We start from the raw sequence: 21801 nt of genomic DNA on the forward strand, positions 1-21801 counted from the left end.
GCGGAAGATGTTCGGGGTGCTGGGGCCGGTGGTGGCCTGGGACGAGGCCGGGGGCGCGGTCGCTTTGAAGGGACCGCGGCACCGCGCGGTGCTGGCCCGGCTGATCGTCGCCCGCCGCCGCGTCGTCCCGGTCTCCCGCCTGGTCGAGGACCTGTGGATCGATCCCCCTCCAGGCGCGGTGGGCGCCGTACGCACCTTCGTGGCCGCCCTGCGCCGCGCGCTGGAGCCCGAACGCCCGCCCCGCGCCGCGGCCCGGCTGCTGATCACCGAGGGGCCGGGGTACGCGCTGCGCGCGGAGCGGGACGCGGTGGACGCCTGGCGTTTCGAGCAGGCGGTGGCCGCGACGCTGCCGCCCGAGGGCGTACTCAAGCGGCTGGAGGAGGCGCTGGGTTGGTGGCGCGGACCAGCCTACGCCGAGTTCGCGGAGGAGGACTGGGCCCGCGCGGAGCGCTCCCGCCTGGCGGAGCTGCGGCTACAGGCGGTGGAACGCCAGGCCGAGGCGCGCCTTTCCCTGGGCCTCGCGGCCGAAGCCGTGCCGGATCTGGACGCGCACGTGGCCGAACATCCCTGGCGCGAGGACGCATGGCGGCTGCTGGCACTGGCGCTGTATCGCACCGGCCGCCAGGGCGACGCGCTCGCGGTGCTGCGCCGGGCGCGTACGCTCCTGGTCGAGCAGCTGGGAGTGGATCCAGGCCCCGGGCTGCGCCGCCTGGAGACGGACATCCTCCACCAAGCCGGCCACCTCGACTCGGCCGAGGCCACAGGCCGGGCAGAGACGACCGAGGCCACAGGCCCGGTGTGGGCAGAGACGACCGAGGCCGCGAGCCGGGTATGGGCGGAGACGGCCGCCGCCTATGACCGTACTGTGGCGTCCGGTTCGCGAGCGCGGCTGGAGTCGACGGTGGGCCTGCTGCGCAATCTGGCGGTGACCGGGGGCGGCGGCCTGGAGGAGGCCCGACGCTATCGTGGGGTGGCCGTCGCGGCGGCGGAGGAGCTGGGCGACGCGGAGCTGACCGCCCGCGTGATCGGCGCGTACGACGTACCGGCGATTTGGACCCGCTCGGACGACCCGGCACAGGCGGCACAGATCGTGGCGGCAGCCGAACGCACCCTGACCGCTCTCCCACCCGGCACGCACCAGGCGGCGCGGGCGCGGCTCCTGGCCACGATCGCCCTGGAGTCGCGCGGCACCCGCGCGGCGCGCGGACCCCAGGCCGCCCGGCAGGCCGAGGAGATCGCCCGCCAATTGGACGATCCCGGGCTGCTGGTGTTCGCCCTCAACGGGGTGTTCATGCAGACCTTCCACCGGGCAGGGCTCGCGCCGCAACGCGACGAGATCGGCGCCGAGCTGGTCGCCCTGTCCGCCCGGCATGGGCTGGTCACCTTCGAGGTGCTCGGGCACCTCATCCGCCTCCAAGCCCGCAGCGCGCTCGCGGACTTCCCCGGCGCCGACGGGCACGCGACCGCCGCCGAACTACTGGCCCGGCGGCATGAATTGCCGCTGGTGGGGGTGTTCGTCCAGTGGTACCGGGCGCTGCGGCTCGCCGCGACCGGACAAACATCGGGGGCGGAGGCAGCCTTCGCGCAAGCGTCCTTGGTGGAGGCGGCATATCGGGACGCCGCCGCGCGGCTGGACGGCGCGGGCATGCCCGGACTGCGGTCCGGCATACTGCCGCTCGCGCTGCTGTGCCTGCGCCTCCAGTACGCACGGCCCGGGGAACAACAGGCGGACCTGGTCGACGAGCAAACCGACTGGGGACCCTACGAGCCATGGGCGCGCCCCTGGGTGCTGCTGGCCCAGGATCGTCGCCACGCGGCTGTGGCTGCGTTGCGCCTGGTTCCGGACCCGCCCCGCGACCTGCTGTACGAGGCCCTGTGGTGCCTGATCGCGCGGGCGGCCATCGCCGTCGGGGAGCGGGAGACGATGGAACGCGCCCACGCCGAGCTCACTCCGGCGGCGGCGGAGCTGGCCGGGGCGGGCAGCGGGCTGCTCACCCTGGGCCCGGTCGCCACACACCTCGACGACCTCGCCACCGCCCTCCGCCATCGACCCTGACCTCGCTCCGCGCACGATAGACGCGCAAGCAGCCGACCACCGCCGTCAAGGCCGCGAGGTGAGTCACAGCTCGGCGAGACGACCGCTGAGGAAGCGACGCTCGGCCTCGGTGGTGGCGAGGTCGAGCGCTCTTAGGTAGGCCGCCCGCGCCGCCACGGTGTCGCCGAGGCGCCGCAGGAGTTCGGCCCGAGTGGAGTGGAAGTAACGGTAGTCGTCGAGGTGGAGCGCGTCGACGATCGCCAGAGCCGCCTGCGGCCCCTCGACCTCGGCGATCGCCACGGCCCGGTTGAGCTCGACGACCGCCGAGCCCGTCAGTTGCCGCAGGCGGTCATAGAGGGCGGCGACGGCCGGCCAGTCGATGCGCTCCTCGGTCTGCGACTCGGCGATGGCGGCCTGCACCGTATAGGCGCCGGAAGCACCCGACCTGACGGCGCGGTCGAGCAGCTCGCGCCCTTCCTCGATCTGGGCGGTGTTCCACAGGCTGCGATCCTGGTCGTGGAGCAGGATCATCTCGCCGTCGCGAACACGGGCCGCGCGACGTGAGTCGTGCAGCAGCATCAGCGCCAGCAGCGCCGCCGCCTCGGGCTCGTCGGGCATGAGGTCGAGGAGTGTCCGGCCCAGCCGGATCGCCTCCGCCGCGAGGTCGGCCCGGCCGTCGCCGTATCCCTGGTTGAAGACCAGGTAGAGCACCGCGAGGACCGCGCTCAGGCGGGAGGGCAGCAGGCGCTCGTGCGGAATCGCGAAGGGGATCGCGGCCGCCCGGATCTTGTTGCGCGCGCGGGAGAGCCGGCGCTTCATCGTCTCGTCGTTCACCAGGAACGCACGGGCGATCTCCGGAGTCGACAGGCCGCCCAGCGCGCGCAGCGTGAGCGCGACCTGAGCCTCGGTCGCCAGGGCGGGGTGACAGCACATGAAGAAGAGTTCGAGGCGTTCGTCGGTGATCGTCGTCTCGTCCATCGTGACCTCCTTCGGCATGGGGTGGTCCAGCAGCCGGCTCTTCTCCGCCCGGGTACGGTCGCGGCGAAGGCGGTCGATCGCCCGGTTGCGGCCGGTCACCACGAGCCAGGCCCCCGGATTGTCCGGGAGCCCGTCGCGGGCCCAGCGCTCAGCGGCGATAACGAACGCCTCCTGCGCGGCCTCCTCGGCGAGGTCGACGTCGCCGAGGAAGCTCACCAGGGCCGCGAACACGCGTGCCCACTGGTCGCGGAAGACCTCCTCGATCACGGCCTACCGCTCCACCAGCGGCCGTACTTCGACCGAGCCGCCGAGGCGGGCGGCCGGGATCCGGGCGGCGAGCTCCAGCGCGGAGTCGAGATCGTCCGCCTCGACGATGTAGAAGCCGCCGAAGATCTCCTTGGTGTCGGCGAACGGCCCGTCGGTCAGCAGCGGCTCGCCGTTCTGAACGCGGACGGTGGTCGCGGTGTCGGCCGGCTGCAGCCGCTCGCCCCCGAGCATGCGCTCGTCCTTCATGAGCGTGATGTACTCGGCGCTGATGGCGGCGCGCTGGTCCTCACTGAGGCCGTCGTACGCCCCGGGGCGCTCGTTGATCAGCAGGGCGTATTTCACCGGCTGATCTCCTTTCGCTGATCTCCTTTCGCTGATCTCCATTCGCGGAAGTACGGTCGTAGACGAGGCGGGCGGCCTGGCCGACCTTTTCGGCGGACGCGAGGTCCAAACCGAGGGGCTGGTCGAACAGGCGCCGGCCCGTGCCGAGCACCGTCGGGAAGACCAGCAGCCGGTATTGATCGATCAGGTCGTGGGTCCGCAGCGCATCGACGATGCTAGCGCTGCCGGCGACCACGACATCCTGGCTCTGCCGGCGCTTGGCCACCTCGTCGGCCAGGTCCCCCCGCAGCAGGGTGGAGTTGCGCCATCCCTCGACGTGGTCCAGCGAGCGTGAGGCGACGAGTTTGGGGATGGCGTTCATCTTCTGGGAGAACTCGTCCTCCCTGGGGGACCAGATGCGCGAGAACAGCTGCCAGGTGACCCGGCCCAGCAGCATGACTCCGGTGTCCAGCACCTCCCCCAGCTCGAACTTGTCGCCGGCCACGCTTTCGGGCCCGTAGCGGAACGCCCACCCTCCCTGCGCCGAGCCGGCCGACCCGTCCGGGTCCTCCATGACCCCGTCGAGAGAGACGAACTGGATGACGATCACCTTGTTCATGACCTTGAACCTCCACGTAACCGGTTTGTCGGGCATAGGACGAACAGGCCACGCTTCTGGGGACAGGTGAAAAATGTGATGCCGGTCACAGTTGCGCGCCAGTGGCCGGGCAGGCGTCTCGGGGCCGAGCGGGTCTCACGTTTCCGCCGGTCCGGTGGCTCGGGGCCGGGCGGGGCCGGCACCGAAGGCGTCCGCGCACAATTGGGCGAACCACCCCACCCCTGGCAACAGGAGCACCCAGCCGAGCAGCGCCCACCCCAGGTGGAGGTGCTGGGCCGCGTGGGCGAAGGCCGCCACTCCCTGGGCACGCAGCCCGTCGGCACGTTCGTAGGTCATCCGCCGCAAACCCCCCGGATGCCGCTCCGCAGGCAGGATCCGCAGCGAGACGGGCCGCCGGCGGACGAACCACCGGCCGACCGCGTCGCACCGCTCGCAGGTCGCGGCCACGTGAAGGTCGGCGGGCGGCAGGCCGGGGTAGGGGCGGATGCGGGGCAGCCAGGCGCGTACCTGGTCACGGTAGTCCGTCCACTCCTGGCCGTACCGCGACACGAGCTGGGTCCCCTCGTGCCAGGCGGCCAGCCCCGCGCCGTAGGCGACGCAGCTCACCGCGGCGGCGGCGAAGCGCAGGTCGAGCACCGCGAGCAGCAGGTAGGCGCCCGCCATCGAGGACTGCATGGGATTGCGCAGATAGGCGTACGGCCCGCTCGTGACCAGGCGTTTGGGCGGATCGTACGGCACCGGCGTCCCTCCCCCGGCGACGGCGAACTCGCGGACGGCGGCCAGCCCGAACAGCAGCGGCACCGCCACGACCTGCGCCAGCAGCCCGATCACCCACTCGGGCTGCCGCCATACGCCGGTCAGCGCGACGGGCACGCCGAGCATGAGCCCGCCCGCGAGGCCCACCTGGAACGACACGCGCCAGGTGAGCCGCCGGTCAGCAGCGGTCCAGCGGGCCAGCAGCAGGCCGGGCAGCAGGCAGAACCCGATCGCGGCGGCCTCCCCGTACAGCCACCCTTGGCCCAGCGCCACGACCGGTTCAGCCAGAGGCATCATCCCGAGATCCAGCCAAGCGAACCCCGCCAGGACCAGCGGCAGCGGGTACGCCCGCGCCACGCACGCGGGCAGCGCGCCCCACAGCAACGCCCAGCCCAGCAGCAGATCGATGGGGACGCCCGCCACCACGGCGCCTTCGGCGGCGAAGCGCCACCAGCCCGCGTACGCGGCGACGGCGTTCACGACCGCGAGGGTGACCAGGTTCCAGGCCGTGGCCAGGATGATCGCGGCGAGGTCCCGCTCCCCCGGCCGCCGTACGGCCGCCGCGATCCAGACGGCGGCCATCGGGACGAAGAGCGCGGCACCCCGGATGAGCGCGGGATCGCTCATCCGGCGAACGTCTTGACCAGGTAGCCGGCCGCCTCGGACAGCGCGTAGCTCTGCAGCGGGCCGAAGTACCAGCCCGGATCGAAGGTACGGCGGTAGGCCAAGGTCACCGTCAGACGGCCGCTTCGCCAGTCGAACGTCGCCCGGCGCAGGTCCAGCCAGCGCGCGAGCGTGGTGTCCGCCACCACGGCGAACACCACCCGCCCCGGCATACGCTCGCTCACCCGCAGGGTCATGGACCGGGGCTCCAAGGGCGCGCCGATGCCCAGCGAGCGGCGCGGTGTGAAGATGATCTTCCGGGTGTCGCCGACGGCCAGCCCGGTGCCTTCGGCCCGTAACGGCCGGGGGAAGCCGAGTGACAGGAACCGCGACTCCACGGGCCCGAACCGGGGTTCGGCGGCCAGCGCCCGCTCGACATTCGCCGCCGTCCGTTCGACGTTCGTCGCCGCCATCGCCCCGGTGACGCTCACCTCGTTGTCACGGGGCAGCGAGACCGCCGTGCCCTCCAGCGTGGCGGCGACGAGAAGCGGCGCGAGGAGGAGGTTCATCCGGCCCTTGCCCCGGTGGCGCCGGACTTCGTCGATGAGCAATCCGACGAGCAGGCCGACCAGGTAGAACAGCGGCGCGGCCATGAGCAGGCAGACGATCCCCTCCCCGAGCAGCGGACCGGCCAGAGCCAGGGCCACAGTGATGGACGCCATGATCACGCCGATGGTGCCGCGCGGCCGGGCGGTGAGGGCGACGGTGACGGCGATCACCGCGGGGATGCCGACGTAGAACAGCGCCGTCTGCTCCAGATGCCCCTCGTGCAGGACCCTGTCGAGCAACATCGCCGCGAACAGCGCGACCAGCACCCCGGCCAGCGTCCACCGCGCCCTCACCTGCGGCTGGCGTTCAGGCTCCATCCGCCCCCCTTAACCAGTAGATTTAATCAGGCGATTAAACTGTACGATGAGGGCGCGGGATTCTGTCAAGCGGGGGGTGCGGGTGGCCGAGAAGCAACAGCAGGGCGCGGAGACCCGAGACCGGCTCATCGACGCCGCGGCCGAGACGATCCGGAGCCAGGGCTACGCCGGCACCAGCGCGCGAGCCATCGCCAAGGCGGCGGAGGTCAACTCGGCGCTGGTCTTCTACCATTTCGGCGGCGTCGACGCGCTGCTGCTCGCCGCGCTGGACCGCTCGTCAGAGCAGCGCATGGCCACCTACCGGGAGGCCGTGGACAAGGCCAAGAACCTCGAGGAACTCGTCGAGACCGCGAGCGCCATCTACCGGGCCGACCTCGAAGGCGGCCACATCACGCTGTTCTCCGAGATGGTCGGCGCGAGCATCGCCCGGCCCGAACTCCGCGCGGAGATCACCGCGCGCTCCGAGCCCTGGATCGACTTCATCGAGCAGGCCCTGGAGCAGGTCATCGGCGGATCACCGCTGGCCAGGCTGCTGCCGCCACGTGATCTCGCGTACGCGGCGATCACGTTCTACCTGGGCGTCAACCTCTTCACCCACCTCGACGCCGACCGCACCCGCACCGAGGCCATGTTCAACCTCGCCGAACGGGTCGCACCCCGCGCGCGGCTGCTCACCATGCGCCTGCCCGGCCGTCGTGGCAGTGACAAGCCCAAAAAATAGCTCACGTCGAGATGGGCAAGGTGAGGGTCATGGTGAGCCCTCCCCCGGGGGTCTCCTCGGGTACGAGGGTGCCGCCCATGGCCTCGGTCAGCCCTCGAGAGAGCGCGAGGCCGGCGCCTGCACCCATTCGGGTCAGTCCGGCAGTCTCATCTCCAGCCCGTAGCGCAGCCCGACCTGCGTCACGGCCTTCAGGCTCGGCAACGGATGGTCCGCCGGCGGGGCCTGCCGGGTCGGCGCCAGCTCCCCGATCTCGGTGAAGAACCCTTCGATGCCGCCGGGCGCGTAGGTCACGAGAATGCGCGCGTCCGTGAGGGGTTCGAAGCGCTCCCACGTCCTGTCGGGGATGTAGAAGAACGAACCCGGGCCGCCTTCCACCACCTCGTCGTCGATGTAGAGGCGGACCGTCCCCTCCAGGATGTAGAGCATCTCCGTTCCCGGATGCGTGTGCGGCGGGGGGCCCATTCCGGCCGGGACGGTCATCTCTATGACCGTCACGCCGCCACCCGTCTCGTCGCTCGCGGCCTTGACCTCGTAGAGACCGCCGAGCACCCAGAACGCGTCGCCTTCCCCAGGCTTGCGCGCGATCACATTGTCGGCCATGTCCTCCCCCTCCGCTCCGTAATCACCACCTGACCAGGAGTGATCCGGACAGGTCAATCGAACCCCGGACAAGAGTCTCCAGAAGCAGGTAAACAAGACCGCCAGCCCACGTCTCCTGGGGCCGTGGGGGGACGGATCAGCGGGTCTCCTGTGGCCCTGGGGGGACGAATCTCTTCAGCGCCTCCTTGCCGACCCGCACCGCCGCGTTCCCGCGTTCGAGCAGGTCGTCCTGGTACTCCCCCAGCGCCGAGATCAGGTCCCGCTCGCCTCGGTGGACCTCGGCCAGCCGGGCGCTCAGCCGTACGGCGTCCTGCATGGCGGTGTTCGCGCCGTTCCCGCCGCTGGCCAGTGTCAGGTGCGCAGAGTCACCGAGCAGCGTGACCCGGCCCACCGGCCAGGGCGGCATCGGCCGGTCATAGACCTTGGACCGGCCGACGGCGCTCATGTCGGCGGAGCGCACCAGATCCCGCAGGTCGGGATGCCAGCCCTCGAGGAGCTCCAGCACCAGCTCGCGCGCGTCCTCCCCGGCGGACCCCGGATTGGTGGCCGCCGGGTGCTCCGGCGGCACCAGCAGCACCCACCGTACGTAGCTGTCCCGGTACGGCATCTCCAGCCCGGGGACGAGCTCGGCGGCGGCCGCGGACGGCTCCCTGTCGAACTGCATCCGGCCCAGCATCAGCGTGATTCCGGGACCCTTCACCATCGTGCCGCGCCCCGGCACCAGCCGCAGGAAGCGGTCGGTGATCGTGGTGCGCCCCATCGCGCCGCACAGGTCCGCGTCGACCAGCTCGACCTCGGGCGTCAGGTGCCGACGAACCACCGAGTTGCCGCCGTCGGCGCCGACCAGCACCGCACCCGTGGCCTCCGTACCGTCGGCGAAGCGCGCGGTCACAGTCTCGCCCGCCCTCTCCGCACCGTCATTGAAACGCACGGACGCGCTCCCGCCCGCCCCCGCTACGACGCCCGTCAGCCGCTTGCCGTGCGTGACCCGGTCGCCCAGGTCGCCGAGCAGGATCCGCCGCAAGACCTGCCGGTCCACCGCCCTGCTCCCCTCCACCGGCCCCTCCAGGTCGCGGCTGAGGACCGTTAATTGCTCGTCGAACAGCAGCCCCGGCCCGGTCAGGCCCCCGCTGGTGGCCTCGACCAGCTCGTAGAGCCGCTGCGGCAGGCTCGCCCGCAGCGCGGTCAGCCCCGGCTCCGCCAGCCCGATCCGGTATCCCTGGAACCGCTCGCCGCTGCCGTCATCCGCCTCGTACACGCGCACGTCGAGGCCCGCTCGGACGAGCGCGTGGGCGAGCGTCAGCCCGCCGAGCCCCGCCCCGATCACCAGCACCCGTCCCACGCCTTGCTCGGTCATGACACCCTCCGTCTCCGACGCTGTTCCGACGTGAACAACGTTCACGTGTACATTGTTCACGTACGGAGAGCCGCATTGTCAACCACGTCTTGGAGGATTCGATGAGTGAGCGACGCGCCCAGGTGCTTCAGGCGGCGATCGAGCTGCTCGACGAGGTCGGCCTGGACGGTCTCACCATGCGGCTCCTGGCGAGCCGGCTCGGCGTGCGGGCAGGTGCGCTGTACCGGCATTACCCGAGCAAGCAGGCCCTGCTGGACGCCATGGTCGCGCACCTGGTCGTCCCGCCGGGCGAGGCCGTGCCGCCGCTCGACGGCCCCTGGGACGAGCGGCTGCGCCTCCTCGCGATCGGCACGCGGGAGCTCATGCTGGCCCACCGCGACGGGGCGCGCCTCATGTCCACCTTCCAGAACCCGGGCAGCGAGGCCGTCGCCTTCTACCACGACCTCATCGCCACCCTGACCACCGCGGGCGTCCCCGCGGACACGGCCGCCGCGGCCGTGGACACCGTCATGGCCTACGTCAACGGCTACACGACCGAGGAACAGGCCCGCTCGATCGCCACCCAGCCCAGAGAGTTCCGCGACCGCACCTTCCGGGCCGGCCTCGAACTGATCATCACCGGAACCAAGGCATCCCTGCCCTGAGCTGCCCCTGGAGCCGCTCTGGACCTGCTCCTGGAGCTGCGACGACACGATCGCTCGACATCGGGAAGAAATCTAGCGCCGCCGTGTCGAATCGCCGTCGACGTGTTCGACGCGTTAGTGACAGGACAGCCCGGGACTCACCGTTCCGGACTCCCGCACTTGGAGGAGCGCATCATGCAGAAGATCACCACGTTCCTGTGGTTCGACAATCAGGCCGAAGAGGCGGCGGCTTTCTACACCTCGCTGTTCGAGGACTCGCGAATCCTGGAGGTCCAGCGCTACGGCGACGCCGGCCCGGGTCCGGCGGGGACGGCCATGACGGTGTCGTTCGAGCTGGCGGGCCAGCGGTTCGTCGCGCTGAACGGCGGCCCGGAGTTCACCTTCACCGAGGCGATCTCGCTGTACGTCGACTGCGCCTCTCAGGAAGAGGTCGACGAGCTGTGGGCCAAGCTCACCGAGGGTGGCGAGGAATCGCAGTGCGGCTGGCTGAAGGACAGGTGGGGCCTGTCCTGGCAGATCGTCCCCAAGGTACTGCCGGAGCTGCTGGGCAACCCCGACCCGGCCAAGGCGCAGCAGGTCATGAAGGCCATGCTGGGCATGCGGAAGATCGACATCAACGCCCTGGAAGAGGCCGCCCGCCTCTGAGCGGCTGTCCGATGACGGCGCCGCGGTCCTGAACGATCAACCGGCTGGGAGCGGCCAGTCGGGTTCGTTCACGGGCAGCTACACTGTCCCGGCCGCCGCGGGCTGGGACTGGAACGCCATCCGCTTCGTCTGACCTCCCGGGGCGTGGACCAGCTTGGTCCGCGCCCCTATTTTCTTGCCGTCTATTGAGGGCTGTCCATCCTCAGGTCGTCGGGCGGAGCACCTGGTCCAGGCCAAGCGGGGTGGCCGGTGGCAGGGGGTCGGCGCCTTCGGCGCGGAACGCCTGGAGCAGGAAGGCCACCAGCCGCCGGGACGCGGTCAGCGCCGCCTCGGGCGAGTCGGTCACGATGCCGCTGTTGGCCATGAGGAGGAGCGTGAGGTCGTCCTGGACGAAGTCGGCACGCAGCCGCCCGGCCTCCTTGGCCCGCCGCGCCAGCTCGGCGAAACCCCGCTCGGCGCATTCGCGTTCGTGCTCGAAGGCGATCGCGTCCGGGAACTTCGACAGGAACGCCGCGGTGAATCCACGGTCGACGGCCTGCATGGCGCACACCTTCTCGATGACGGTGCGGAAGCCGCGCCACGGGTCGGGGTCGGCGAGCGCGTCGTCGACGACCTTCGCGCACGCGTGGAGGTCGTCCGCGAACACCTCGACGACCAGCGACTCCTTTGTGGGAAAGCGGCGGTAGAGGGTCGCGATCCCGACGCCGGAGCGCCGGGCGATCTCGACCATCGGCACGTCCAGTCCGAGCGTGGCGAAGGTCTCACGGGCGGCCTCGAGGATGCGGTTGCGGTTGTGCAGCGCATCGGCGCGCAACCCAGGTGCGTCGGCGCGCGGCTCAGGTGCTTCAGCGGGCGGCCTGGGCGTTTCGGCGGGCTGCCCGGGTGCGTCGGCGGGCGCGTACGGCATCTGAGACGGCTCGGTGGACATGCCTCTCACTTTAGCCCAACCGGAGAACCCTTTCCGGTTACCGGAATACGGCGCGGCGTGACGAGTCGGGCACCATAGTGCTGTGACCGAAAGTGTGGGAACCCGCGGCAGCGCGCTCGACTCCCTGATCGAGCTGGTGGCCAGAGGTGGCGTGGTGGTGCTCAGCGGGGCAGGGCTGTCGACCGAATCGGGAATCCCGGACTACCGGGGACCCACAGGTCGTGCCCGGCAGGCCGAGCCCATGACGTACCAGCGCTTCGTCGGCAGCGCCGAGGCGCGGCAGCGATACTGGGCGCGCAGCCACGCCGGCTGGCGGCAGATCGGCCTGGCCGCACCCAACGCCGGGCATCGCGCCGTGGCGGAGTTGGAACGGCGCGGGCTGATCGAGACCATCGTCACGCAGAACGTCGACGGCCTGCACCAGGCGGCCGGAGCGCGGCGGGTGATCGAGCTGCACGGCGGGCTCGACCGGGTCGTGTGCCTGTCCTGCCGCGAGCGGACCCGCCGCACCGAACTGGAGACCCGCCTGCGATCGGCCAATCCCGGCTGGGCGGCCAGCGGGCAGATCAACCCCGACGGTGACACCGCGCTCACCGACGATCAGGTCGAAGGGTTCCAGGTGGTGGACTGCGCGGCCTGCGGCGGGCTGCTCAAGCCCGACGTGGTGTTCTTCGGCGAGAACGTACCCAGGACCCGGGTGGATGAGTGCTTCGCGCTCGTCGCGGCGGCGCGGGCGCTCCTGGTCCTCGGGTCGTCGCTGACCGTACGGTCCGGCCTGCGATTCGTCAGCAAGGCCGCCGCGCTCGGCATCCCGATCGCCATCGTGAACCAGGGGCCGACCGGCGGAGACGCCCAAGCCGTACTCACCCTGGACGCACCCCTCGGCGTGACCCTGACTCACCTCACCACCCGCCTCTGACGCGGCCGGGTAAGAGTTGCGGGTCCTGCGGTGACGTCTAACTCGCTTTGCTGGTCCCGTCGCATCGCAGACAGTTGGGAGGACATTTCACATTTTGGAGGCCTCTCAATGACTACCTCTCCTCTACGAATCCCGGTTCCCGGCGAGCGAGCGTCCAGCACGATTCACCGCTTTCGCGATGAGCACGGGCCAGTGGTCCCCATCGAGCTCCCGGGCAAGGTCAAAGCGTGGGCCGTGACCTCGTACGACATGGTGAACGAGGTTCTCGCCAACGACGACACGCTCTTCAGCAAGAACGCCCGGAACTGCCCCGCACTGCACGACGGCACCATCCCTCCTGATTGGCCGCTGCGGCAGGTCATCGAGGGCGATCACCTGCTGACCCAGGACGGGGCGGACCACCGGCGGCTGCGGGGCCTCATCAACCGGGCCTTCACCCCGGCACGTGTGCAGGGTCTCGCCGCCCGCGTCCAGGAGATGACGGACGAACTCCTCGACCGGCTGCCCGACGATGGCGAGGTGGTGGATCTCGTCCGCCATTTCACCGAGCCGTTGCCGGTCAATGTGATCTGCGAGCTGTTCGGCGTGCCCGAGGAGGAGCGCTACCAGATCCGCGCGTGGACGAATGTGCTCCTGTCCCACACCGCCACCCCGGAGGAAGCCGGCACGGCCGGGGCCGGCCTGCTCGGTTACCTGGCCAGGTTCATCGACCGCAAGCGCGGCGATATGGGGAACGATCTCACCTCCGGGCTCATCCGGGCGCAGGAGGACGACGGGGACCGGCTGACCGACGACGAGATGGTGGGGATCTTGTGGCTGGTGCTGATCGCCGGCCACGAGACCACCGTGCACCTGCTCGCCAACACGGTCATCGCCTTGTGCGCGGACCGGGACCAGCTCACCCTGGCGGGTACGCGGGACGCCTGGGCGCAGGTGGTCGAGGAGGGGTTACGCACCCGGAACTCGGTGATCAACGTCATGTTCCGCTACCCGCTGAAGGACGTGCGCCTCGGCGAGGTGACGATCCCGGCCGGGGAGCCGATCATGGTCGGGATCGGCGGCACGGGGACGGATCCGGCCAGGTTCGGCGGGGACGCCGGGCGGTTCGACATCGCGCGCGGCCAGGAGACGCATCTGGCGTTCGGCCGCGGGCCGCACTTCTGCCTGGGCGCGCCGCTGGCCAGGCTCGAGGCCCGCATCGCGCTGTCCTCGCTGTTCGGCAGGTTCCCCGAGCTGCGCCTGGCGGTCGGGGAGGACCAGATCGTCTACAGCTCGTCGTTCATCACCGAAGGACCGGCGGTGCTGCCGGTGGTGCTCGGGCCCGCCAAGGACGGAAGTCGCCGGTAGGACCTATTCGATGACGAGGGTCACCGGGATGTTGCCACGGGTGGCGTTGGAGTACGGGCACACCTGATGCGTGGCCTCCACCAGGGCGCGGCCGGTCTCACCCTGCAGGTGGTCGGGGAGCTCGACGCGGAGCGCGACCTCCAGGGTGAAGCCGCCGTCGCCGTTGGGGGCCAGGCCCACCTCGGCGGTGACTGACGCCTGCTCGGCCTCCACCTTCATGCGCTTGGCCACCAGGGCGAGGGCGCTGGCGAAGCAGGCGGCGTAGCCCGCGGCGAAGAGCTGCTCGGGGTTGGTGCCGGCGCCGACCCCGCCCAGCTCCTTCGGCGGGGACAGCGTGACGTCCAGGCGCCCGTCGGAGGAGACGGCGCGGCCCTCGCGGCCCGTCGCGGTGGCAATGGCGGTGTAGAGGGTGCTCATGATCGCTCCTAATCGATTGTGTACAACTTGATTGTGCACAATTTAATTGCCTGCCGTCAACCCCGGGTATGCTGGGGTCATGAACGCGTTGCTGCTGGAGAACCAGGTGTGCTTCGCCGTGCACGCCGCGTCCCGCGCGCTCGACGGCTTCTACCGGCGCGAGCTGGCGGAGCTGGGGCTGACCTATCCGCAATATCTGGTAATGCTGGTGCTGTGGGAGCGGGAGCCGGTGACGGTCAAGGAGCTGGGGGTGGCGTTGCGGCTCGACTCCGGCACCCTGTCACCGCTGCTCAAGCGGCTGGAGGCGGCCGGGCTCGTCCAGCGGGAGCGCAATGCCAGCGACGAGCGCTCCGTGGTGGTGCGGCTGACCGGCGCGGGCGCGGAGCTGCGGCAGTCGGCCCTGCGGGTGCCCGAGCACGTGCTCGGCGCCACCGGGCTGCGGATGAGCGAGCTGGCCGACCTGCAGCGTACGCTCGGCCGAATGACCCAATCCCTGACCGAAGCCACCTGAGGTAGCCTCTCCGGACGAATCGTCGAACAGCCCCAAGTACCACCGGCTGGTCTGTATGAAGAATGCGGAACGCCCGCATCACCGGAGGTCGCCTTGGGGAGTACGTACACGCTCGACGTCAGGAAGACCGCGACCCTCACCGTCGGCCTGCTCATGGGAGTCTGGGTCGTCGACTACATCGACCGGGTGATGATGGCGGTCGCACTGCCGTTCATCGGGGCGGAGTTCGCGCTCACCAAGACCGAGCAGGGCGCGCTGATCACCGTGTTCGCCCTGGTCTACCTGCTGTGCCAGATCCCCGGCGGGCTGCTGGCCGACCGGGTCGGGGCACGCAGGCTGCTCGTCGTCTCGCTCGCGCTGTGGTCGGCGTTCACCGCGCTGACCGGCCTGGCGTGGGGGCTGGGCGCGTTGCTGGTGATCCGGGCGCTGTTCGGCGTGGGGCAGGGGATCTTCCCCGGCGCGTCCTTCAAGGCGCTGTCCGAGCGGACCACGCCCGAGCGGCGGGCCACGGCGGCGGGCACGATGCTGGCCGCCACCCAGCTGGGCGCGGGCCTGGCGCCGCTGGTCGTGGCGCCGCTGCTGCTGGCGTTCGGGTGGCGGCCCACGTTCTGGGTGACGGCGGCCGCGGGCGTCGCGATCGGGCTGCTGCTGTGGGCACTGCTCCCCCCGCCTCTGCCCGCCGAACTGAACGGCTCCGGCGACCTGTCGCGCCCCGCTCCCCCGCCCGCCTCCGTACTGCGGGCACCGGCGGTGTGGAAGTTCGCGGCGCTGTTCTGCGCGACCAACATGCTCGGGTACGGAATGATCACCTGGGTGCCCAGCTATCTGCTGGAGGCGCGCGGCGTCTCGCTGCTGAACACGGGCCTGTACGCGGCCATCCCCGGCCTGGTGATGACCGTGACGATCACCCTCGGCGGCTGGCTGTTCGACCGTTACTTCCACGACCGGGGCCGGCTCTTCGTCATCCCACTGCTGCTCTGCACCGCCGTGCTGCTGGTGCTGATGCTGCGCGCGGAGACCGCGGCCGGGTTCACGCTGTTCCAGACGCTGGCCATGGCGGTGGCCGGGCTGTCGATGATGGGGATCCTCGGCATGCCGGTACGCGCGCTGCCGCCCGCGGTGATCGGCTCGGGAATGGGGGTGGTCAACGTCGGCGGGCAGGTGGCGGGCGTCCTCGCGCCGGTGCTGATGGGCTGGCTGGTCGACCATTACTCCTATACCGCCGCGTTCGGGCTGCTGATCGGCACCACGGTGCTGGGCGCGCTGATCGCGATGGTCGTACCGCAGCGGGCCGACCAGTTCCACCTGGAGCCCGCGTGACGGGAACGTTCCATCTGGAGGCCGCGTGACGGGAACGTTCCGCCTGTAGGCCGCGTGATCAAGGCACGGACACGAAGACGCCCCACCGCGCCTGTCCAGGCGGGGCGGGGCGTCCGCGCGAGCTACTTGATCTTGTAGGCCCTGGTGATGGTCTCGGCGAAGCCGTTGCCGCCGATGTCGACGGCCTTGACCCGCAGCGAGGCGAACTTGCCGCGCGCGCTGATCGGGTGCCAGGTCTCGGCGGCCCAGGCACCCTGGGCCGACGGGTGCACCAGCGTCGGCAGCCAGGTGCGGCCGTCGTCGTAGGAGATCTCCACGGTGAGCGTACGCAGCTTCAGATCGGGCGAGCCGTTCTGACGCTGGACGCGCAGCGGGATGCGCGCGAGCCCGGCCGCGGCCCGGTTGCGATCGTCCAGCTCCGGATTGATCTTGAGGGTCAGCAGCGGCAGCACCTGCCGCTTGCCCGGCTGAGGGGTCTTCGACCTGAATTTCCACTCGGCGCTGACCCGCGTGGACACCTGGGTCTGGGCCGGTACGCGGTCGGCCGTCATGGTCAGCCGGTACTCGCTCTCCTTCGTCTCCGCGGGCGCGTCGACCGTGCCGGGCAGGTAGTCGGCGGCGTAGATCTCCTTGCCGTCCCGGTAGAGCCGGGCCTGCGGAGCGGTGTACTCGCCGTAGGAGATGCGATCGGACGTGCCGTCCTCGAAGAGGCCCGCCGCGAACTGCAGCGTGTTCTCCTCCCGCCAGGTGTAGTCGCCGCCGGGGTTGAGCGCGGCGGCGAAGACGCCGGTGTTCCACTGGTCGTCGGTCTTCGTGCCGGCGCGGTAGACGGTGGTCTTCCCGAAGAAGAACTGGTCGGTGTCATTCCAGCCGTCCGGCGGCGTCCGGTACTGGATGAAGGAGGGATACCAGCCGGTGTCGCCGGGCGTGTAGTACTCGGTCCGGTGGAAAGGAAGCGAGAACCGGGAGACCTGGCCGTACGGCGTCCAGGCCAGCTCCGTCCCGTACAGCACGGGCAGGGCGAAGTGCTCGCCGAACTTGACGTCGTTCTGCGTGGCATAGGTGGAATTGACCTCGGCGAGGTCACGGCGGCGCGGGCGGTAGCCGGGGTCGGCGGGGATCCGCGGCTCGGCCTTCATCAGGTGGTAGAAGTACGGGCTGTCGTCGTAGCCGCCGTCACCCTTCGGCTTGGCCCACTGGGTCCAGCGGTAGTACGCGAACTTCTTGCTCACCGTACGCGTCGTCGGGATGGCCTTGATGCCCTCGACGCGATCCGCGCCCCACATGCCGGCCAGATCGACGTCCACGCCGAGGGGCTGGCCGTCGATGAGCTGGAGCATGCCGAGCATGCCGACGGCCAGCCGCGCGGTCGGCTCCTCCGTACGCACGTCCACCGGCTTCGCCTTGCGGGCGTCGGCGGCGACCGTACGGTCGGCGTCAAGGGTGAACTCCGGATCGGAGGACATCACCAGAGTGCCGTCGTGGTCGAACATGAGGCCGACGACGGTGTAGCGGTGGCCCCTGTCCAGCCTCAGGTCCAGCGTGCCGCCAGAGATGTCGTAGTTGCGCTGCTCCTCGGTGTCGAGGTCGATCACCCCGGCGAAGGCGTTCTGGACGGGCTGCCCATCCGTGCCGGTGTAGCGCAGCTTGAGCGCGCGCTTCTCCGGCGCGACCCGCATGCCGATGCCGGTGCGTACGGAGACGTCGGCGTTCGCGGCGATGACCGTACCGCTGAACAGGCCGGTCGGGCCCGGCGTGGCGGTCACCTTGACCTGGGCGGTGCCGTGCGCGGGCACCTCCACTGTCGTGGCGCCGAGCTTGAACGGCGTCACCACCGCGCCCTTTTCGTCCTTGGCGAGCACGATCAGGTTCAGCCGGACGGCGGCGTCGCCGTCGTTGCGGTAGGTGAGGGTCTTCTCCTTGGGCGCGGGGCTGGGCAGCTCGATGTCGCCCATGCTCAGCGCGGCGGGCTCGGCGGTGACCTGCTGGGTGATGGCGCGGGCGACGTCGACGCGGCCGGAGCCCTGGACGTAGGCGCCCAGCTCGTCGCCGGGCGCGGTGGAGGCCATCAGCGCGGCCTTGATCTGTGCGGCCTTCCAGTCGGGGTGCTGCCCGGCGACGATCGCGGCCGCTCCGGCCACGTGCGGGGTCGCCATGGACGTACCGCTCAGCGCCGTGTAGGAGTCGTCGACCGGGGAGCCGGCGGAGGTGCCCGCGGCCCGCGCGGCGACGATGTCCACGCCCGGCGCGATCAGGTCGGGCTTCACCGCGCCGTCGAACGCGCGCGGGCCCGTGCTGCTGAACTGCGCCACCGTGTCGTCGTCGCGGTAGGAGGCGCCGACCGACAGCGCGCTGTCGGCGGTGCTCGGCGAGCCGACCGTCTGCGGGCCGTCGTTGCCCGAGGCGATGACGAACAGCGTGCCGTACTTGTCCGACAGGCTGTTGACGGCCTGCTCCACCGGGTCGTCGCCAGGAGTGTCGGCCTCTCCGAGGCTGAGGTTGGCAACACGCGCGCCGTTCTCGGCCGCCCACGTCATGGCCTGGATGATCGCCGAGTCCGGGCAGTCCCCGCTCTGCACGCAGACCTTGCCGATCAGCAGCTTGGCACCGGGGGCGACGCCCTTGTACCGCCCGTCCGAGGCGGCGCCGGATCCGGCGATCGTGGAGGCTACGTGGGTGCCGTGGCCGTTGAGGTCGCGGACGTCGGGCTCGGAGGTGAAGTTCTCCGACTTGACCACCAGCCCCTGGAGGTCGGGATGGCCGGGGTCGTAGCCGGTGTCGATCACCGCGACCTTGACATCCTTGCCGGTCTGACCGGCCGCCCACGCCTTGGGCGCGCCGATGTGCGGGACACTGACGTCGAGGGACAGCTTGGCCTTGCCGTCCAGCCAGACCTTCGCGGGCGCGGCCGCCGCCCTGGCCTGCTGCCCTGTCAGGGACTTCCAGAGCGTGCCGGCCGCGGCGTGGGGCTCGCTCTGGGCGATTCCGTTGATCGCGGGCAGCGGGCGCCCGCCCGCGACGCGCAGCGTGGCGGCGGCGGTCTGGTCCGGGTACGTCACGATGAGCGGGAGCGCCGAGCTGGTGGCGTCGTCGTAGCCGAGGGCGGCGAGCCGGGTGACGTTGAACAGCCGGGGGTCCAGCCGGCCCGCGGCCAGCAGCGGCAGCGCATCGACGGGGACGATGCTGAGCCCGTCCTTGGACCGGCGGTGGATGAAGTTGATCTTCTCCCGGCCGGGGCCGGACTGGACGTCCAGCTGGGTCTGCTTGTCGGGGAGCGTACGGAGGACGACCTTGTCCCCAGTGAGGAGGGTGATGGTCTTAAGCGGGCCGGCCTTCGCGGCGGACTGGGCCGCGGTCGGGGTGGCCGAAGGAGTGGGGGTCGGGGTGGCCGACGGAGCGGGCGTCGGTGCGGCCTGGGCCGGAGCGGCGGCCGCTATCAGGGCCGTGATCACGACACCCAGGAGCGCGGTTCTCTGAAGCACCTCCGCTTTCTAATTCTTTGTGACTTTTGATGACAAGGTGATTTAAGTGGCCTATTGCGGCAACTGCCGGAAGTGGCCAAGATCATGAGCATGCTTGAGGACAGCCGGGCGCTGGAGGTCGTGGGGATCAGCGCGTTCGATGAGCGGATCTACCGTGGAGTGCTGGCCTGCCCCGGCATCACGGTGCAGGAGCTGGTCATGCGGAGCGGGGAGGGCGCGGGACGCATCCAGGCGTCGCTGAGCAGGCTCCGCGCCAAGGGCCTGGTCAGCCGTCTGTGGGGGCGCTCGCCTCGGTGGACGGTGACGAACCCGGGGACCGCGATCCGTTCGCTGGTGCGCGGCCTGCAGAGCGAGCTGGACCAGCTCACCGACACGGCCGACGAACTGGAGGCGGCCTTCCGCACCGTCGGCCAGGACCCGGAGGAGGGCGGGCAGTTCGAGGTCCTCGCGGGTCCCGAGGAGCAGGCCCGCTGGTACGTCCGGCTGCAGCAGGAGGCCAAGGAGGAGGTCCTGACCTTCGACTGCCCCCCGTACGTGCTGGACTATCACAACCCGCTGCAGACCGATCTGCTGCGCAGCGGCGTCCGCTACCGGACCATCTACGTGCCGGAGGCGTTCGACCACGCGGGGGCGCTCGACGAGGTGGGCAGCCTGATCAAGGCTGGCGAGGAGGCGCGGGTCCTGCCCCGGCTGCCGTTCAAGATGGCGATCGTCGACCGGTGGCGGGCGGTCATGCCGATGCACATGGACCCGCCGCTGACCCGCGGCGTGCTGATCAGCGGCTCCACGATGGTGGTGGCCCTGGTGGAGCTGTTCGAGCGCCTGTGGCGGGAGGCGCTGCCGGTACGCCCCGAGCTGTGGCAGGACGCACCCGCGACACCGCAGCCCGCCGACGCGGCGGACCCCGCCGGTGGAGAGCGGGTCGAGGCGGAGCCCTCCGGCGGGGGGCCGGAGGCGGCGGAGCTCGGCGCCGAGGATCGGCGGCTCCTGGCGCTGCTCGCCGCCGGGCTCAAGGACGACGCCATCGCCCGCCAGCTCGGCACCAGCCCGCGCAGCCTGCGCCGCCGCCTGCGTCACCTCCTGGACCAGCTGAACGCCGAGACCCGCTTCCAGGCCGGCGCCCAGGCCAGCCGCCGCGACCTCGTGTGACCCGCGTTCGAGGGTCAGACCCGTGTGACCCGCGTTCGAAGGTCAGACCTGTTCGACGGCGCGGACCCCGCCGCTCGACCGGTACCGGAACCACGCGTAGCAGCTCACGACGATCCCGGCCACGGTGACGGCGGCGCCGACGAGATACAGCGACCGCAACCCGAATCCACCGTCGATGACCCGGCCACCGAGCCAGGCGGCGAAGGCCGCGGCCAACTGGTAGGCGGACGCGTTCACCGCCATGGCCAGGGTCGGCGCCGCGGACGCGGTGGTCAGCACCCGGGTCTGCATGCCGGGAATGACGGAGAAGCCCAGCGCGCCGATCACGAAGACCAGCACGGCGGTGATCGCCGTACCGCCGCTGACCGCCCACATCAGCACCAGCGTCGCCGCGAGCACGGCGAGCAGACCGAGCTGTGACGACATCAGCGCCCGGTCGGACAGCCAGCCGCCGGCGAAGTTGCCCACCGCGGCGCCGACGCCGTACACGAGCAGCAGCACGGCGATCGCGTCGGCGGCGAATCCGGTGACGCCGGTGAGCAGCGGCGCGAAATAGGTGAACACGATGAGCAGCCCGGCGTTGCCGACCGCCGTGACCGCGATGGCGCGCCGCACCTCACCGCCGCGCAATACCCGGAGCTCGGCCAGCGCGGAGGTGCCGGGCGTGGCGTTCCGGACATCCGGTACGAACCGCAACACCAGCAGCAACCCGAGCACGCAGCACACGGCGATGGTGACGAAGGTGGACCGCCACCCGAAGCCGTTGCCGATGAACGTGCCGATGGGCGCGCCGAGGATCATCGACAGGTTCATCCCGAAAACGAGCTTGGAGACGGTGGACGCCTGCTTGCCCGGCGGGGCGGTCGACGCCGCGATGACGATCGCGTTGGCGAAGAAGGTGGAGGTCACCAGCGCGGTGATGATCCGGGCCGCGAAGAGCACGGGGTATGTGGGGGCGAGCGCCGATGCCAGGTTTCCGGCGATCACGATCGCGAGAAGGACCAGGATGAGCGGCCGACGGGCGAAGCGCGCGGTGAGCGCCGTCAGCACTGGACCGCCGATGATCATCCCGATGGCATAGGCCGTCACCAGCAGTCCGGCCGCCGGTATCGACACGGCCAGGTCATCGGCGATGTCCGGCAAGATCCCCGCGATCACGAACTCGCCGGTCGTGATGCCGAACACGCACAGCATGAGGGAGAGGACAGGCACGCAGTTCACCTCTAGTAATTGACTGATCAGTACAAAAAATGGGC

The 21801-nt window shown here is 70.8% G+C and carries 20 protein-coding genes and 1 pseudogene; 9 read left to right on the forward strand and 12 right to left on the reverse strand.

Annotation, left to right across the window (positions count from 1 at the left end; translation table 11 throughout):
* The first annotated feature begins 7 nt into the window (after positions 1-7).
* On the forward strand, positions 8-2056 hold the full coding sequence (locus AB0L53_RS45500; RefSeq protein WP_364008894.1) for a BTAD domain-containing putative transcriptional regulator: 2049 nt from the start codon (positions 8-10) through the stop codon (positions 2054-2056).
* A 63-nt stretch (positions 2057-2119) separates the two neighbouring features.
* On the opposite strand, the gene AB0L53_RS45505 is transcribed toward AB0L53_RS45500, so the two are convergent.
* The 5 genes from AB0L53_RS45505 to AB0L53_RS45525 form a co-directional block, all read right to left on the reverse strand.
* Positions 2120-3280, reverse strand: coding sequence for a sigma-70 family RNA polymerase sigma factor (locus tag AB0L53_RS45505; protein ID WP_364008766.1), 1161 nt, complete (start codon positions 3278-3280; stop codon positions 2120-2122).
* Between the two features lie 3 nt (positions 3281-3283).
* Positions 3284-3622: a YciI family protein gene (locus AB0L53_RS45510; RefSeq protein WP_364008768.1), complete on the reverse strand. Its 339-nt coding sequence runs from the start codon at positions 3620-3622 to the stop codon at positions 3284-3286.
* Positions 3567-4220, reverse strand: a complete 654-nt coding sequence (locus tag AB0L53_RS45515; RefSeq protein WP_364008771.1) for a dihydrofolate reductase family protein — start codon at positions 4218-4220, stop codon at positions 3567-3569. Before AB0L53_RS45515 ends, AB0L53_RS45510 begins: the two co-directional genes overlap by 56 nt.
* A 135-nt stretch (positions 4221-4355) precedes the next feature.
* Positions 4356-5603, reverse strand: coding sequence for an isoprenylcysteine carboxylmethyltransferase family protein (locus tag AB0L53_RS45520; protein WP_364008774.1), 1248 nt, complete (start codon positions 5601-5603; stop codon positions 4356-4358).
* On the reverse strand, positions 5600-6505 hold the full coding sequence (locus tag AB0L53_RS45525) for a hypothetical protein (RefSeq protein ID WP_364008777.1): 906 nt from the start codon (positions 6503-6505) through the stop codon (positions 5600-5602). The genes AB0L53_RS45520 and AB0L53_RS45525 overlap by 4 nt, the downstream gene beginning before the upstream one ends.
* A gap of 82 nt (positions 6506-6587) precedes the next feature.
* Here AB0L53_RS45525 and AB0L53_RS45530 point away from each other — a divergent pair, with 82 nt between their 5' ends.
* Positions 6588-7226, forward strand: a complete 639-nt coding sequence (locus tag AB0L53_RS45530) for a TetR family transcriptional regulator (protein WP_364008780.1) — start codon at positions 6588-6590, stop codon at positions 7224-7226.
* Position 7227: 1 nt separating this feature from the next.
* Here AB0L53_RS45530 and AB0L53_RS45535 read toward each other — a convergent pair.
* From AB0L53_RS45535 to AB0L53_RS45545, 3 genes and pseudogenes are all read right to left on the reverse strand, one after another.
* Positions 7228-7350 (reverse strand): annotated as a pseudogene (locus AB0L53_RS45535) (ATP-binding protein); the annotation flags it as partial.
* Between the two features lie 8 nt (positions 7351-7358).
* On the reverse strand, positions 7359-7826 hold the full coding sequence (locus tag AB0L53_RS45540) for a cupin domain-containing protein (RefSeq protein WP_364008783.1): 468 nt from the start codon (positions 7824-7826) through the stop codon (positions 7359-7361).
* Positions 7827-7962: 136 nt separating this feature from the next.
* Positions 7963-9183 carry an NAD(P)/FAD-dependent oxidoreductase gene (locus AB0L53_RS45545; RefSeq protein WP_364008786.1) on the reverse strand — a complete coding sequence of 407 codons (1221 nt, stop codon included), beginning with the start codon at positions 9181-9183 and terminating at the stop codon, positions 7963-7965.
* Between the two features lie 101 nt (positions 9184-9284).
* On the opposite strand from AB0L53_RS45545, the gene AB0L53_RS45550 reads away from it, so the two are divergent.
* A complete protein-coding gene (locus AB0L53_RS45550) occupies positions 9285-9827 on the forward strand; it encodes a TetR/AcrR family transcriptional regulator C-terminal domain-containing protein (RefSeq protein ID WP_364008789.1) in 543 nt (180 codons plus the stop codon).
* Positions 9828-10001: 174 nt separating this feature from the next.
* Positions 10002-10472: a VOC family protein gene (locus tag AB0L53_RS45555; RefSeq protein ID WP_364008792.1), complete on the forward strand. Its 471-nt coding sequence runs from the start codon at positions 10002-10004 to the stop codon at positions 10470-10472.
* Positions 10473-10674: 202 nt separating this feature from the next.
* Here the strand turns inward: AB0L53_RS45555 and AB0L53_RS45560 are convergent, their stop codons facing one another.
* Positions 10675-11400 (reverse strand): helix-turn-helix domain-containing protein, encoded by a 726-nt coding sequence (locus tag AB0L53_RS45560; RefSeq protein WP_364008795.1) that lies wholly within the window; start codon positions 11398-11400, stop codon positions 10675-10677.
* An 82-nt stretch (positions 11401-11482) separates the two neighbouring features.
* Here AB0L53_RS45560 and AB0L53_RS45565 point away from each other — a divergent pair, with 82 nt between their 5' ends.
* On the forward strand, positions 11483-12319 hold the full coding sequence (locus AB0L53_RS45565) for an NAD-dependent protein deacetylase (RefSeq protein ID WP_364008798.1): 837 nt from the start codon (positions 11483-11485) through the stop codon (positions 12317-12319).
* Between the two features lie 108 nt (positions 12320-12427).
* Positions 12428-13666, forward strand: coding sequence for a cytochrome P450 (locus tag AB0L53_RS45570; RefSeq protein ID WP_364008801.1), 1239 nt, complete (start codon positions 12428-12430; stop codon positions 13664-13666).
* Positions 13667-13669: 3 nt separating this feature from the next.
* Here the strand turns inward: AB0L53_RS45570 and AB0L53_RS45575 are convergent, their stop codons facing one another.
* Positions 13670-14083: an organic hydroperoxide resistance protein gene (locus AB0L53_RS45575; RefSeq protein ID WP_364008804.1), complete on the reverse strand. Its 414-nt coding sequence runs from the start codon at positions 14081-14083 to the stop codon at positions 13670-13672.
* Between the two features lie 79 nt (positions 14084-14162).
* Between AB0L53_RS45575 and AB0L53_RS45580 the strand changes: the two genes are divergently transcribed.
* The gene (locus AB0L53_RS45580) at positions 14163-14594 is read left to right on the forward strand and encodes a MarR family transcriptional regulator (protein WP_358184381.1); all 432 of its coding nucleotides are present in this window, start codon (positions 14163-14165) and stop codon (positions 14592-14594) included.
* A gap of 93 nt (positions 14595-14687) precedes the next feature.
* A complete protein-coding gene (locus AB0L53_RS45585) occupies positions 14688-15914 on the forward strand; it encodes an MFS transporter (protein ID WP_364008808.1) in 1227 nt (408 codons plus the stop codon).
* A gap of 122 nt (positions 15915-16036) precedes the next feature.
* Here the strand turns inward: AB0L53_RS45585 and AB0L53_RS45590 are convergent, their stop codons facing one another.
* The gene (locus AB0L53_RS45590) at positions 16037-19396 is read right to left on the reverse strand and encodes a S8 family serine peptidase (RefSeq protein WP_364008811.1); all 3360 of its coding nucleotides are present in this window, start codon (positions 19394-19396) and stop codon (positions 16037-16039) included.
* A gap of 90 nt (positions 19397-19486) precedes the next feature.
* On the opposite strand from AB0L53_RS45590, the gene AB0L53_RS45595 reads away from it, so the two are divergent.
* Complete coding sequence (locus tag AB0L53_RS45595) at positions 19487-20545, forward strand: hypothetical protein (protein ID WP_364008814.1); 1059 nt, start codon at positions 19487-19489, stop codon at positions 20543-20545.
* A gap of 42 nt (positions 20546-20587) precedes the next feature.
* Here the strand turns inward: AB0L53_RS45595 and AB0L53_RS45600 are convergent, their stop codons facing one another.
* Positions 20588-21757 carry an MFS transporter gene (locus AB0L53_RS45600; RefSeq protein WP_364008817.1) on the reverse strand — a complete coding sequence of 390 codons (1170 nt, stop codon included), beginning with the start codon at positions 21755-21757 and terminating at the stop codon, positions 20588-20590.
* Positions 21758-21801: the final 44 nt, after the last annotated feature.

The sequence above is a fragment of the Nonomuraea sp. NPDC052129 genome (assembly GCF_040680095.1).
Taxonomy (GTDB): domain Bacteria; phylum Actinomycetota; class Actinomycetes; order Streptosporangiales; family Streptosporangiaceae; genus Nonomuraea.